Below are 13,727 nucleotides of genomic sequence, written 5' to 3' on the forward strand. Positions count from 1 at the left end.
AAATGCTACGGTGCCTGTACGCTATAACGCACGAGGTGACTATGCGTCTGTTTTCTGTTCCTCCACCCACGCTACTGGCGGGGTTTCTGGCGGTATTAATTGGCTACGCCAGTTCAGCGGCAATAATCTGGCAAGCAGCGATTGTCGCCGGAGCCACCACTGCACAAATCTCTGGCTGGATGACGGCGCTGGGGCTGGCAATGGGCGTCAGTACGCTGGCTCTGACATTATGGTATCGCGTACCTGTTCTCACCGCATGGTCAACGCCTGGCGCGGCTTTGTTGGTCACCGGATTGCAGGGACTAACACTTAACGAAGCCATCGGCGTTTTTATTGTCACCAACGCGTTAATAGTCCTCTGCGGCATAACGGGACTCTTTGCTCGTCTGATGTGCATTATTCCGCACTCGCTTGCGGCGGCAATGCTTGCCGGGATTTTATTACGCTTTGGTTTACAGGCGTTTGCCAGTCTGGACGGTCAATTTACGTTGTGTGGCAGTATGTTGCTGGTATGGCTGGCAACCAAGGCCGTTGCGCCGCGCTATGCGGTAATTGCCGCGATGATTATTGGGATCGTGATCGTTATCGCGCAAGGTGACGTTGTCACAACTGATGTTGTCTTTAAACCCGTTCTCCCCACTTATATTACCCCTGATTTTGCGTTTGCTCACAGCCTGAGCGTTGCACTCCCCCTTTTTCTGGTGACGATGGCATCGCAAAACGCACCGGGTATCGCAGCAATGAAAGCCGCCGGATATTCGGCTCCTGTTTCGCCATTAATTGTATTTACTGGATTGCTGGCACTGGTTTTTTCCCCTTTCGGCGTTTATTCCGTCGGTATTGCGGCAATCACCGCGGCTATTTGCCAAAGCCCGGAAGCGCATCCGGATAAAGATCAACGTTGGCTGGCAGCTGCCGTTGCAGGCATTTTCTATTTGCTCGCAGGTCTGTTTGGTAGTGCCATTACCGGGATGATGGCTGCCCTGCCCGTAAGTTGGATCCAGATGCTGGCAGGTCTGGCGCTGTTGAGTACCATTGGCGGAAGTTTGTATCAGGCGCTGCATAATGAGCGTGAGCGCGACGCGGCGGTGGTGGCATTTCTGGTAACGGCAAGTGGATTGACGCTGGTCGGGATTGGTTCTGCGTTCTGGGGATTAATTGCCGGAGGCGTTTGTTACGTGGTGTTGAATTTAATCGCTGACAGAAACCGATATTGACATCCTCCACGCCCTGAAGGACGTGGATCCCTGCTACGTTCAGGCTGTCGCCTGAATCATTTCGGTGGGTTCCTGCTTCAACGGGCGGCCTGACTGCACCATCTCTCCACAGGCAAGAACGGCGTGCCCCGCCGCTAAAATGTTACGAGCGCCGTTTACATCGGCGTTCGCTGTATATCCACATACCTGGCATCTGAATTGACTTTGTGACAGGCGATTTTCTTTCGCTGTATGACCACAGCACGCGCAACGCTGACTTGTGTACGCTGGCGGAACAGCAAGCACCTGACCGCCACGCCAGAGCTGCTTGTACTCAAGCTGGCGGCGCATTTCATACCAGCCCTGATCCAGTATCGAACGGTTTAAACCTGATTTTGCCCGGACATTGCGCCCCGGCTGGCTGACCGTACCCGCTGCTGACTTTGACATGTTGCTGACCTTCAAATCCTCAATGACTATCATTGCGTGGTTTTTGCTGACGGTCGTTGTGACTTTGTGAAGGTAGTCCCTGCGGATATTTGCGATACGGGAATGCAGTCGCTGTATTTTGCGTTTCTGCTTCTGCCAGTTGTTGCTGAATTTGACCTTGCGGCTTAACTGTCGCTGAAGTCTCGCCAGCGTCTTCTGGTTTTTCTGAAAACTGTTTACAGGCTCAAAGACTGTGCAATCTGACAGCGTGGCGAGTTTAGCCACGCCAGCATCCAGCCCGACCATTGATGCTGAAGGGTGAACCGGAGTGGATACTTCACTTTCTGTCTGAATACTGATGTACCACTTACCGCAGGACTGGCTGACAGTGACATTTTTCACAACACCCGTGACCTGACGGCTATTCCGGTAGCCCATCCAGCCCAGTTTCGGCAGAAAAATACGGCTGTTTTCCTGATCGAGCTTAACGCCCTGCGGGTAGCGGAATGCATCATTCTGTCCCCGCTTTTTGAATCGGGGAAAAGCAGCCCGCTTCCGGAAGAAGTTTTTGTAAGCCCGCTCAAGGTCTTTCAGTGACTGTTGCAATGGCTGTGAGGGAGAATCTTTAAGCCATTGCGTTTCAGTGGCATTTTTCCACTCAACCAGCCAGGAAGCCATTTTCCCGTAAGAGATGTATTTATTACCTGCCTCATGATTCTCATTCTGACGTGCCAGAGCACGATTGAAAACGAAACGACATGCGCCTGCGAAGCGCCTCATTTCACACTCCTGTTGACCACCTGGTCTTAACTGGAATTTAAATGCCTGTAATCGTTTCACAGGTCAAATGATACTTTGGTCTGTGAAAAAAGAAACCGATATCCGGCGTGGAAGGCATTGTGTTTCCCTGATGCATGTTCACCTGGTCTTTGTCACCAAATACCGACGCCAGATTTTTGACCATGACGCGACAGAAAAACTACGCAGTTACTTTTCAAATGTATGTGCTGATTTTGAAGCTGAACTGGTTGAAATGGATGGCGAACCAGATCACGTCCATTTGTTAATTAACTAACCTCCCAAACTGGCGATATCCAGTCTGGTAAACAGCCTCAAAGGCGTATCGGGTAGGTTACTGCGACGAGATCGACCAGATATTGCAGTCAGGTATTACTACAAAGGCGTTTTGTGGAGTCCTGGCTATTTTGCCAGTAGCTGCGGAGGTGCGCCAATATCCGTCATCCGCCAATACATTGAACAACAGCAAACACCTGTTAGGTGGAAAACCGCGCCTTATATCCCCGCCCTGAAGGACGGGGTTTTACGGCGCACCGGATAAAAAGCGCCATCTTACGATGGCGCGGCTGGAATTACTTCTTGTTAACGTCAAACATAGTGGCATCGGTCGCCATGTCATCAATAACTTGTTTAATATTTTCGAAAGCCATTGGCGTACTTTCGTTATTCAGGTCTTTACCTTCGCCCTGACGAACGACTTTGATAACCGGTTTATTAGTCGCTGCATCAATCAGCTCACCTTCAAAATAGAGGCGAGTATCCATGGTACGGTGGCCTGTAGCCATTTGCGTCCCCGCAACCACTAATGCAACAGGAACCACTTCATAGAATTGCAGCCCTTCTTTGCTGGTATCTACACCGGTAATGGCCCCACGGAAAATCAGACTACGCGGCCCAGCGGTGGTAACCAGTGGTTTACGCTGCGCTATCGCTTCTTTCATTTCGGTGTTGGTATAGTTCAAAATTTTATCCAGAACTTTCTGCCCTACCTGGGTAGAAGGTTTTGGTACCGGATAATAAGTGATTGGGTTCCAGACGATGCTGTCATATTTGCTTTGATCAAAACTCGGGTCTACCCAACGTAAAACAGGTTTACCTGTTGCTGAGGTTGTTTCTTTTAAATCAGAGTAATTGTTTAAAAAACCAGAATATTTATCTGGCTGGGTGATTTTAGAGGCACAACCAGACAGAGCCAACAAGCCGCATAAAGCTGCAACTTTCGCAAATGATGTGGTACGCATGAATAGTTTCCTGAGATGATTATATTACTTTTTAAGTTATAGCAAAAAGCGCCGCTTCGTGTTGTGGCAAAAAAAGTGTTGGTGAAAATAAATTTTTCAGCCCCTTTTCAGACGACATAGTCAATGCCGAAAAAGGGGCTAAGTCAATCATCAGTAGTTAAATTTCAGTAAGTTAAGCTGCTAAAAAACTTCGACTACTGTGATTAATTTCACATCCCTTCGATAAAAAATATGCTTACCGAAAAGAAGAACAGTAAACCATCTCAGCGTGGGGAATTTTCACGCGCTTTGTTCTTACCGGGTCATTTTTTACGTGCCAGCATCGTGGCGAAACGTAGTTTAATACGATTACCGTTGGCGTCGGTGCGGTGCAGCTCGCCGACGTCTTCATTGTATTTCACCCTCTCCCAGCCTTCGTAATATCGACGTAATTCTCCCTCTTTGAAGGCAAACGGGAAGCCGACAGTACATGGATAATCGGCGGTATCCATCGCCGCCACAATCAGGTTGTAACCGCCAGGTTTAGTGCAACGTTGCATATTGGCAATCAGCCCCGGGATGGTTTTAGCCTCAAGGAACATCAGCACCACAGTCGAAAGAATAAAATCGTACTGTCCATCAAATGTGAGGTTATTCAGATCAACGACTCGGGTGTGTAAATTATCCAGATTTTCAATGGATTTAATGCGCTCGACGTTGGCGATACTCATGGCATTTTTATCCCATGCGTCAACATCATAACCATTGGCTGCCAGGTAAAGACTGTTACGACCATTGCCACAGCCCAGATCCAGCGTTTTACCCGGTTTAACCACTTTCACCGCTTCCAGTACTTCAGAGTGTGTGCGGGTTAATTCATATTTATCAGTAAAATAGTTTTCGTCACGAATGATCATTCTTTGTCCTCTGCTTTCATTAAAACGGCGCGCTCGGTTCTGACTAACAATTTTCCCTGCATCAGAAGTGCAAAAGTACGGATGAGCAGTATTGCAATAATAAAATTGGTAAAGATAAACAGCGGCACCGCCAGCGTATGGAAAAATCCATTATCGCTGCCACTCCCCAGATGCAAACCGGTGGTTGCCAGTGCAGATACGCCGAACGAGAAACTCCAGAATGAAGCATTAAATGGCTGGGAGAGATACCATGGCATCAGACGTAGCATAAACAGCAGTTGCAGCAGTCCATAACCGAAAAGCATTTTCGCCAGCGTGTCACCCTCGCCGCCGTTGACGCTCAGCCAGGCACTACAGGCCACCAGCGCAGGAGCGAGCTGAATGCCGAGTGATGTCCGCAGTGCCGTGGGTAATTCTCCCGAACTGCGCAGACGCTGCAAGATCACAGGTTCAAGGCTTAGCCATGAGAAAACGCCTGCGCCTAAAAACACCAGACCGGCGTCGGTGTAGCCCAACGCACCACAGGCCATTGCGCTGATAAAGTTGTTGGCAACTGTCGGCAGATACAGTCCAGGCGTGGTAGCTTCTTCAGGGTGAGATCCGCGCCATAATCCCGCAGTTTGCCAGGCGGCATAAGCCAACTGAACCACGACACCAAAACTGAACAGGCACACCGCCAGTGGGCGAAACCACGGAACAAAACCAATCGCCACCAGCATCGTCGTTGCCGGAAACAAACTCACAAAACTGCTCAGCACTGGATGGCGAACTTCCGCCAGCACGCTATGCGGAAAGCGTATAAGTCGGGCAATAAATGCGCTAGTCAATAATCCCCAGATGATCATCGCCAGAATCACCAGCCCATCCCCTAACCAGTGGCTGACCTGCCAAACCTGGCTGGCATAGCGCCAGGCAAATCCCATCCCTATCGTCCCCAACACAATACCAAAGTAGCCTGCCGGCAAATTGAGCACTTTATCGCTCTGCATCTTCTTACTCATTTTGTTTAATTTATAAAGTATATTTGAAATGCATTTTATGGAATTTTCTCGAGCATAGCCAGAGCCGCAGAATTTGCTACGGTTATAGTAAGTCACCTGTGGGAAAACGCTATGCGCAAATATCGTCTAAGTGAAGAACAGCGAGCCTTTAGTTATCAGGAAGATGGCACTAAAAAAAATGTGTTATTACGGCAGATTATCGCCATTAGCGATTTTAACGATGTGATAGCAGGAACCGCTGGCGGCTGGATCGATCGCGAAACGGTGTTAGCACAGGAAGGAAATTGCTGGATTTACGACCAGAATGCTATTGCGTTCGGCGGAGCGGTGATTTCCGGTAATACGCGCATCACCGGCACCAGCGTGCTGTGGGGAGAGGTTTACGCAACGGATAATGTCTGGATCGATAATAGTGAAATCAGCCAGGGTGCATATATAAGTGACAGCGTCACCATTCATGACTCACTGGTTTGCGGGCAATGTAGAATATTTGGTCACGCCTTAATTAATCAACATTCTATGATCGTCGGCGCACAAGGCTTAACGCCCGACCATCAACTCCTGCTACAAATTTATGATCGCGCAAGGGTTAGCGCCTCGCGTATTGTTCACCAGGCACAAATTTATGGCGATGCCGTCATCCGGTATGCTTTTATTGAACATCGCGCCGAAGTTTTTGATTTTGCCAGTATTGAAGGTAATGAAGAGAACAACGTCTGGCTATGCGATTGCGCTAAAGTCTACGGTCACGCGCAGGTGAAAGCTGGCATAGAAGAAGATGCCATTCCGACGATTCATTACAGTTCACAGGTGGCGGAATATGCCATTGTGGAAGGTAATTGTGTGTTAAAACATCATGTCTTGATTGGCGGAAATGCTGTGGTACGTGGCGGACCGATTCTGCTCGACGAGCACGTTGTAATACAAGGTGAGAGCCGTATTACAGGTGCGGTGATAATTGAAAACCATGTGGAGTTAACCGACCACGCCGTCGTTGAAGCCTTTGATGGCGACACGGTTCATGTCCGTGGTCCAAAAGTCATTAACGGCGAGAAGCGCATTACGCGAACGCCGCTGGCAGGGTTATTGTGAATCGATAATACGCGCGTATAAGTTCACATCATCATAGGCATCATTCAGGAACTCAGCCTGTTTCAGGCAACCTTCAAGGATAAAACCATTGCGCAAAGCGACCTGGTTGCTTTGCGGATTGTCCACCCGACATTTGATCACGAAGCGTCTAAGTTCACCAGACTGGGCGTAATGATGAATCAATGCCTGCAGCGCCTGAGAAATGATCCCCTGCCCCTGATGAGATTCGTCCAGCCAGTAGCCTATTTCAGCGGTTTTATTCAGTGGTTCAATACGATTAAACGAGATAACGCCGATAAGTTCATCTTCTTTGAAAATCATGAACATTTTGGCATAGCCGCGTTGATGCAACATCACATTACCCTGCACCGTTTTTCGCGTGTCCTCTTCACTTTGAACAAACTGCGGCCAGTTTAGCGACTGCTGTAACCAGGTTTTATTTTTACAGATTAACTGATAAAGAGGAGTGACGTGATTTTCTGCAACAGCATGTAATTCAAGTGATTCGCTTACTTTTATCGTTTCAGTCATCTTATCTCCAGTCAATCCATGCAGTTGTTAAAAAAGCCGCCTGGCTGGCGGCTTAGGAAAGTTTACACCTCTTTGACGCTCTCCTGCTGCAGGATTTTGAGCATCTCATCTTTTAACTGTAGCTTTTGTTTTTTCATGCGGACCACTTCCGCATTGTACCCTCGACCGTCGGAACCTTCCTTTCTGGCAATTTCATGATCAAGTTTATTGTGTTTATCGAACAAGGACATAAAGCGAGGATTTTCGTTTTTCAGACGGGATATTAAATCTCGGTATTCTGGAAACATACGCACTCCCTGTTAGTGGCTGACAAGGTGTATCTGAAATACACACCATCAGATTACTCATTTAACTTAGGGAAAAATGCGAGCGGGATCGTGTTTAACCAGACGGCACCTCCCGAAGAAGGTGCCGAAGAAAAAACAATTAACTCATCACGCGGTCGTCAACATACTGACGTTTATCGGGCGCTGGCGGGAAATACTGATACAGCCATGTTTCACTGATAGCGTCCCCCTGACAACGCAGATACATCCGCATATCGACCGGATCAGTGGAGTCCGACGTCGGATACCAGTCAAACTGAATACGATAACCATCAATGGGTTCAATATAGAGAATTTCGATTTGCTTCGCTTCCCCACTGGAAAGCGTAATCACCGGCTCAATGCCTTTTGGCGCGGCAGCTTTCAGATCACCACCAACGAAATCGACGGCAAAACGACGCGCCCATTTTTCGGGATAGTGTTCACCTGGCGCCCAACCTTCCGGGAAACCGCCCATGCCGGTACGCGTCGCCATAACGCGCGCTAATGGGCAATGAACAGGCGGTTGCGCACTCCAGTACAGACGATACTGGAATGCAAACTCATCACCCGCTTTTACAGCTTTTTCTGGCTGCCAGAAGCAGACAATATTATCCAGCGTTTCGCCCGTTGTTGGGATTTCCATCAGGCCGATGGTGCCCTTACCCCACTTGTTACGCGGTTCCACCCACAGACTTGGGCGTTTGTTATACCAGCCCATAATGTCCTGATAATGGGAGAAGTCACGATCCAGTTGCAATAAACCAAACCCTTTCGGGTTGTTGTCGGTGTAAGCATTGAACTGCAATTTTTGCGGATTATTCAGCGGACGGCAAATCCACTCGCCGTTGCCCCGCCACATGGACAGACGATCAGAGTCATGAATTTGCGGATGAATTGTATCGCACATCCGACGTTCATTAGTACCGCAGCTGAACATGCTGGTCATCGGCGCAATGCCCAGCTGTTTAATGTCTTTGCGCGCATACAGGTGATTTTCCACATCCATAATCACCTGACTTTTCTCACAATGGATAGTGAACTTATAGGCACCAGTAATACTGGCGCTATCGAGCAACGCATAAACGGTAAAGGTAGTTGCCCCCGGTTTTACCGTATCAAACCAGAAGGCGGTAAAGTCGGGGAACTCTTCTTTACTGTCGGTGTAAGTGTCGATCGCCAGGCCGCGAGCCGACAAACCGTATTGATATGTGTCATCAACGGCGCGGAAATAACTCGCACCGAGGAATGATACTACATCACGACGCGCCAGTTCGGGGGCTTTAAACACGCGAAAACCGGCAAAGCCGAGATCGCTTTGCCCTTCTAATTGTTTGGTATCAACACCTGCATCGTTGTATTTGAACAACTCCGGGCGAAAGTGAATTTCACGCGCCAGATGTGTTGCTGGATCTACAGAAAACATACGAACGCGGCGACGGAATCCCATTCCCATATGGAAGAACTGAGCGTCCAGTTGACGGTTCTCAACGTTATGCCAGAGCGATTTTTCGGCGTCGTATTGAATACTGTTATAAGCCTGCGGCGTCATTGTCGCCAGAGTGTCAGGTAACGGACGAGGCGCACCACGCCACGCTGTTTGCGCTAAGTCATGCGCCATTGACTGTAGAATGGAGAAGTCAAAACGCTGGGTTTGTCCGTCGGCAATATCAGAATCTGCCGCGAATGCCGCCTGAGAAAAAAGAGAAGCAATGCCGCTGGTACCGCACACGGCGGCCATAGCCATTGAACCTTTAATAAATCGTCTACGATCCATACCTGAAAGTGAGTCCTTCTGGTGTTGTGAATGGTCCCGCGCTGGTCATTTTCAGCGGCAAGAAAGTGCTTATTTATGACCGCTCACTCTAGACAATATTTATTAATAATCCAATTGTTGAACTCAGAGAATATGCATAAATCGGCAATTTTTTTATGTCGATGGGATGAGCCTGATTCGTTTGTAAAATCAGGCAAATTTTTGCAAAGGCGGATGGTCAGAATTTAAAGCAAACCACAGCGACGTTTACTGCGTTCTTCCGCTTCCTGATAAAGCTGGAACTCATCCAAAACCGGACAACCCAACGCCTGCTCAAATGCTTCGCGACTGGCATTACCGTGGCTGCGTGCCTGCGTTTCATTACCCAGATTTGACTGGAAGATCCCCGCCGCGCTAACGGGCAAGAAATCTTCATAGGTAATGGGTTGCGCCGCGACCCAACCACGTTCAATTAAGGGCTGTGGATCGTCTCCGGGATGAATCGCTTGACGATGCGCCTCACCTGAAGGCGTCAGACGGTACCGGAACCATGCCAGCCCTTGCTGACGCATTAAAAACTCACTGTCAGGAAAAGTGCGGAAGGTTTCCTGTAAATGCATTTGGTGAGTGAGATTATCCTGCCCGGTTCCAGCGTTACGCAGAAGATCATCATACAGTTGTCGCCCTTTCGGCGTTAATGCCACGCCACGCTGCTCAATTTCACCAAAGCGCGCAGTATGCGTGCCCTGTTTCTGCCCCGCAAACAACACCGTCTCTTCCAGTGCCTTAAAGCTGGTCTGCCGTAGTAAAATCGGTACCTCGCGGCGCGGCGGCCCTTCGATCAGAATTTTTGGTTCAATTCCGCATTCAGGCATCATCGACTGCACCCGGTCAATATCCAGCGTACGTGGCGTCAGATGGTTGATATGGCATCCAGGAAAACAGACCACATCAGCAATCAACCGATGTTCGTTGTGCAAGGCGCGATAGGTTTCTTCATCTACCGTTGCTGACTGGTGCCAGCGAAACGTTTCCAGGGCTTCCTGCACAAACTCCTGTGCCTGTGTTTCGTTAAAACCGCCCTGCTGCTCATATTCCTCTAACAGTTGTCGACAACGTGGGGTGAAGATATCGCGCTGACGCAGAATCTCCGCCGCTTTCTGGCGCAAAATTTCGTTCTCGATAAGCTCAAGGCGGAGTAAGGAGGTAAAAACGCGGAAGGGATTACGCGCCAGAGAAGCATCATCAATGGGCCGAAATGCTGTCGAATGTACCGGCACCCCTGCCTGCGAGAGATCGTAATAGCTCACCGGGTACATCCCCATAATGGCAAACATCCGCCGAAGAGTAGCAAGCTCGTGTGCAGTCCCAACGCGAATCGCCCCATGACGTTCAACATTCAGTCGCGCCAGCTCGTCTGCATTTACCATTTTTTCGTGCAGTTGAGGATTGTTTTCCAGCACAGCCAGATTCACATCAGCTACCAGTTCCAGCAGCGTGCCATATTGCGGAACTTCTTGCTGGTACATGGCTGACATTGCCTGCGAAAACTGTTCCCGAATCTCATCCGCCGTGATGCTGTTCGCCATAGTGTCTGCCTCCAGTGGTCAGTAATCTGGAGTGTAGGTAACCGCATTCACTCTGGCGGGAAGAATTTACAAACTGTGATCTCGCCGCGAAAACATCAATATTATCCATTTTGCTGTAACATAATTGCTTTAATTGTTAATAATATTTTGCAATCAAGTTATCATAATCAAACAACTTCACTTGTCAGCGACACCGCTTCGTTTTTAACATCGCTTATGGAAAAAAATAGTCTGTTTAGTCAGCGCATCCGTTTGCGCCACCTTCATACATTCGTAGCTGTCGCACAACAAGGAACTTTGGGGCGCGCGGCTGAAACCCTTAATTTGAGTCAACCTGCGCTCTCTAAGACATTGAATGAACTGGAGCAGCTGACGGGCGCTCGCTTGTTTGAGCGTGGTCGTCAGGGGGCGCAACTTACCTTACCCGGCGAACAATTTTTAACGCATGCAGTCAGAGTTCTTGACGCCATCAACACTGCCGGACAGTCGCTTCATCGTAAAGAAGGTCTTAATAATGATGTCGTCAGGGTTGGTGCACTACCTACTGCGGCACTGGGGATATTACCTTCGGTTATAGGTCAGTTTCATCAGCAACAAAAAGAGACGACCTTGCAAGTTGCGACAATGAGTAACCCTATGATTCTGGCGGGTTTGAAAACCGGGGAAATCGATATCGGCATTGGTCGGATGTCAGATCCTGAACTGATGACCGGGCTTAATTACGAACTGCTGTTTCTTGAATCGCTGAAGCTGGTTGTCCGCCCTAATCATCCGCTACTTCAGGAGAACGTAACGCTAAGCCGGGTGCTGGAATGGCCGGTCGTTGTATCACCAGAAGGCACTGCGCCACGCCAGCATTCAGATGCATTAGTGCAGAGCCAGGGATGTAAAATTCCTTCGGGTTGTATCGAAACGCTGTCTGCTTCGCTATCTCGTCAACTTACGGTTGAATACGACTACGTGTGGTTTGTCCCTTCTGGCGCTGTAAAAGACGACCTGCGTCATGCCACGCTGGTGGCCCTGCCTGTTCCGGGACATGGTGCAGGCGAACCGATTGGAATACTGACCCGCGTAGATGCGACGTTCTCTTCTGGTTGCCAGTTGATGATTAACGCTATTCGAAAATCAATGCCGTTCTGAAAGGTGAAGGGATCTGTCGATCCCTTCCTTGAACATTTTCACACCGTAGCGAAACTAACTGGTTCACCCGCTCCGCGAGGTTCTGCCGACACAGAATGTTTGTTCAGACGGAATACGTCCACCGCCTCAGTTAATCGTGCCGCCTGTTCTTCAAGGGACACCGCCGCTGCTGAGGCCTCTTCTACCAGAGAAGCATTCTGTTGCGTCACCTTATCCATTTCAGAAATCGCCTGGCTAACCTGAGTTATGCCTCTACTTTGTTCATCCGAGGCGGCGGCGATTTCCTGCATGATATGTGTGACACTCACGACGGCATCAACAATAGTGCTCATGGTTTTCCCTGCCGTTGCCACCTCATCCGACCCCAGGTCAATTAACCTGACTGATTCACTGATCAAGCCTTCAATCTCTTTCGCCGCCTGAGCGCTGCGGCTTGCGAGTGTCCGTACTTCGCTGGCGACAACGGCAAATCCACGCCCTTGCTCACCCGCTCGCGCGGCTTCAACGGCAGCATTCAGTGCCAGAATATTCGTCTGGAAAGCAATACTGTTGATGACGGCGGTGATCTCAGAAATTTTCTTCGAACTCATAGAGATAGCGCCCATCGTTTTTACTACACCGGAAACCGTTTGCCCGCCATCGCTGGCTTTAATAGAAGCCTCTTGCGCCAGTTTACTGGCATAATGCGCGTTATCCGCATTCTGTTTCACCGTCGCAGTGAGTTGCTCCATGCTGGCGGCAGTTTGTTCAATTGCCGCCGCTTGTTCTTCGGTGCGAGATGAAAGGTCCGCATTGCCAGCGGAAATTTCGCTGGTGCCACGATAAATCTCTTCCGCGCCCTGTCGAACAGTCCCTACTGTCATCCCCAGTGAATGCTGCATTTGCTGTAAATGACGACTTAAGCGACCGATTTCATTACGACCCGCCGGTTCATCATTCATCGTCAGATCGCCACTGGCGATTTTTTCAATCCGTTGTGCGGCATGTTGCAGTGGACGAATGACGATCTGACGTAGCACCATAAATGTTATCAGCGTCATGACCAGGGCAAGCACAAACGCGCCAATCATGAACATCCCACCCACGCGGGTGCGCTGATGGGCCAGTTCCGCCAGTTGGTTGGCTCTGGTGCTACGTATCTTAACGGCTTTGTTCAAAATATCAGTATAAGCATTATCCAGCGTTCGGATCTGCTCACTTTCATGATTGATAATTGCTTCAAACATACCATTTTTGGCATATTTCAACATAGGTTGCATACCCGTGATATAAGCCTGAAAGCGTTGATTTAATTCAGTGTCGAGGGCTTCATCAGCAGGTGTTTTCACCGGCCGATTCTGATAAGCACGATAACCTTGCTGCGACTGTTTAATCTCCGATTCGGCTTGCGCAATATTTCGCTTCATTGCTTCCATTTCCGCAATACGACTCGCAGCCCCGGCCTGAATCATATTGATCCGGGATGAACGCAAAAAATCTGAACTGTTCGCTAACCCGGTCCGAATCTCAATCTCCGCAGTAACATCACGCTGATCGCGATCGGCCTGCCAGAGGAAATAGCCAGCCAGAGCAGAACTTAATGCGAATAGAACTAAGATACCGCCAAGAATGCAGGCAAATAACGGAACCAGCCTGATGTGATGCAAAAAACCTAATCGCTGTGAGGGAGTTGTATTCATTACCGTTGTCTCTCGTCCAGGTTTACTCCTGATAGAAAGTCATCGGCACTTGACGGTAATTACTTATGACCAAA

12 protein-coding genes and 1 pseudogene are annotated in these 13,727 nt (G+C 49.2%); 4 read left to right on the forward strand and 9 right to left on the reverse strand.

Going from position 1 to position 13,727, the window contains the following annotated elements; translation table 11 throughout:
- The first annotated feature begins 2 nt into the window (after nt 1-2).
- Nucleotides 3-1,217 carry a BenE family transporter YdcO gene (ydcO, locus tag AB4H76_RS12210; RefSeq protein ID WP_072169390.1) on the forward strand — a complete coding sequence of 405 codons (1,215 nt, stop codon included), beginning with the start codon at nt 3-5 and terminating at the stop codon, nt 1,215-1,217.
- Between the two features lie 39 nt (nt 1,218-1,256).
- Here the strand turns inward: ydcO and AB4H76_RS12215 are convergent, their stop codons facing one another.
- Nucleotides 1,257-2,465: an RNA-guided endonuclease InsQ/TnpB family protein gene (locus AB4H76_RS12215; protein WP_420062595.1), complete on the reverse strand. Its 1,209-nt coding sequence runs from the start codon at nt 2,463-2,465 to the stop codon at nt 1,257-1,259.
- Nucleotides 2,466-2,472: 7 nt separating this feature from the next.
- Here AB4H76_RS12215 and tnpA point away from each other — a divergent pair.
- Nucleotides 2,473-2,964: pseudogene (gene tnpA, locus AB4H76_RS12220) on the forward strand (IS200/IS605 family transposase).
- A gap of 31 nt (nt 2,965-2,995) precedes the next feature.
- Here the strand turns inward: tnpA and AB4H76_RS12225 are convergent.
- The 3 genes from AB4H76_RS12225 to tehA all read right to left on the reverse strand — a co-directional run bounded on the left by AB4H76_RS12225 (nt 2,996) and on the right by tehA (nt 5,549).
- Nucleotides 2,996-3,664: a DUF3313 domain-containing protein gene (locus AB4H76_RS12225; RefSeq protein ID WP_001261013.1), complete on the reverse strand. Its 669-nt coding sequence runs from the start codon at nt 3,662-3,664 to the stop codon at nt 2,996-2,998.
- 302 nt (nt 3,665-3,966) lie between these two features.
- Nucleotides 3,967-4,560, reverse strand: a complete 594-nt coding sequence (tehB, locus tag AB4H76_RS12230; RefSeq protein WP_000586720.1) for a tellurite resistance methyltransferase TehB — start codon at nt 4,558-4,560, stop codon at nt 3,967-3,969.
- Nucleotides 4,557-5,549: a dicarboxylate transporter/tellurite-resistance protein TehA gene (gene tehA / locus AB4H76_RS12235; RefSeq protein ID WP_001301046.1), complete on the reverse strand. Its 993-nt coding sequence runs from the start codon at nt 5,547-5,549 to the stop codon at nt 4,557-4,559. Before tehA ends, tehB begins: the two co-directional genes overlap by 4 nt.
- 123 nt (nt 5,550-5,672) lie before the next feature.
- On the opposite strand from tehA, the gene ydcK reads away from it, so the two are divergent.
- Nucleotides 5,673-6,653, forward strand: coding sequence for a YdcK family protein (gene ydcK / locus AB4H76_RS12240; RefSeq protein WP_077492028.1), 981 nt, complete (start codon nt 5,673-5,675; stop codon nt 6,651-6,653).
- Here the strand turns inward: ydcK and rimL are convergent.
- The 4 genes from rimL to AB4H76_RS12260 all read right to left on the reverse strand — a co-directional run bounded on the left by rimL (nt 6,645) and on the right by AB4H76_RS12260 (nt 10,834).
- Nucleotides 6,645-7,184 carry a 50S ribosomal protein L7/L12-serine acetyltransferase gene (gene rimL / locus AB4H76_RS12245; protein ID WP_001491065.1) on the reverse strand — a complete coding sequence of 180 codons (540 nt, stop codon included), beginning with the start codon at nt 7,182-7,184 and terminating at the stop codon, nt 6,645-6,647. The two genes, ydcK and rimL, sit on opposite strands and share 9 nt — an antisense overlap.
- A 62-nt stretch (nt 7,185-7,246) precedes the next feature.
- Nucleotides 7,247-7,471: a YdcH family protein gene (locus AB4H76_RS12250; RefSeq protein WP_001296778.1), complete on the reverse strand. Its 225-nt coding sequence runs from the start codon at nt 7,469-7,471 to the stop codon at nt 7,247-7,249.
- A gap of 139 nt (nt 7,472-7,610) precedes the next feature.
- A complete protein-coding gene (gene opgD / locus AB4H76_RS12255; RefSeq protein WP_000375956.1) occupies nt 7,611-9,266 on the reverse strand; it encodes a glucan biosynthesis protein OpgD in 1,656 nt (551 codons plus the stop codon).
- A gap of 224 nt (nt 9,267-9,490) precedes the next feature.
- Nucleotides 9,491-10,834, reverse strand: a complete 1,344-nt coding sequence (locus AB4H76_RS12260; protein ID WP_077492171.1) for a VOC family protein — start codon at nt 10,832-10,834, stop codon at nt 9,491-9,493.
- A gap of 216 nt (nt 10,835-11,050) precedes the next feature.
- Between AB4H76_RS12260 and AB4H76_RS12265 the strand changes: the two genes are divergently transcribed.
- Nucleotides 11,051-11,974 carry a LysR substrate-binding domain-containing protein gene (locus tag AB4H76_RS12265; RefSeq protein ID WP_000414564.1) on the forward strand — a complete coding sequence of 308 codons (924 nt, stop codon included), beginning with the start codon at nt 11,051-11,053 and terminating at the stop codon, nt 11,972-11,974.
- A 38-nt stretch (nt 11,975-12,012) separates the two neighbouring features.
- Here the strand turns inward: AB4H76_RS12265 and trg are convergent, their stop codons facing one another.
- Entirely contained in the window at nt 12,013-13,653 is a 1,641-nt protein-coding gene (trg, locus tag AB4H76_RS12270) for a methyl-accepting chemotaxis protein Trg (RefSeq protein ID WP_077492173.1), read from the reverse strand.
- Between the last annotated feature and the right edge of the window lie 74 nt (nt 13,654-13,727).

Origin of the sequence: Escherichia sp. UTM R2 (assembly GCF_048593455.1) — a bacterium.
Lineage (GTDB): Bacteria > Pseudomonadota > Gammaproteobacteria > Enterobacterales > Enterobacteriaceae > Escherichia > Escherichia coli.

Coding starts and splice junctions, on each gene's coding strand:
- rimL (WP_001491065.1), bottom strand. CDS start 7,184: ATGACTGAAACGATAAAAGTAAGCGAATCACTTGAATTACATGCTGTT.
- ydcO (WP_072169390.1), top strand. CDS start 3: ATGCTACGGTGCCTGTACGCTATAACGCACGAGGTGACTATGCGTCTG.
- ydcK (WP_077492028.1), top strand. CDS start 5,673: ATGCGCAAATATCGTCTAAGTGAAGAACAGCGAGCCTTTAGTTATCAG.
- trg (WP_077492173.1), bottom strand. CDS start 13,653: ATGAATACAACTCCCTCACAGCGATTAGGTTTTTTGCATCACATCAGG.
- opgD (WP_000375956.1), bottom strand. CDS start 9,266: ATGGATCGTAGACGATTTATTAAAGGTTCAATGGCTATGGCCGCCGTG.
- tehB (WP_000586720.1), bottom strand. CDS start 4,560: ATGATCATTCGTGACGAAAACTATTTTACTGATAAATATGAATTAACC.
- AB4H76_RS12265 (WP_000414564.1), top strand. CDS start 11,051: ATGGAAAAAAATAGTCTGTTTAGTCAGCGCATCCGTTTGCGCCACCTT.
- AB4H76_RS12260 (WP_077492171.1), bottom strand. CDS start 10,834: ATGGCGAACAGCATCACGGCGGATGAGATTCGGGAACAGTTTTCGCAG.
- AB4H76_RS12250 (WP_001296778.1), bottom strand. CDS start 7,471: ATGTTTCCAGAATACCGAGATTTAATATCCCGTCTGAAAAACGAAAAT.
- tehA (WP_001301046.1), bottom strand. CDS start 5,549: ATGCAGAGCGATAAAGTGCTCAATTTGCCGGCAGGCTACTTTGGTATT.
- AB4H76_RS12225 (WP_001261013.1), bottom strand. CDS start 3,664: ATGCGTACCACATCATTTGCGAAAGTTGCAGCTTTATGCGGCTTGTTG.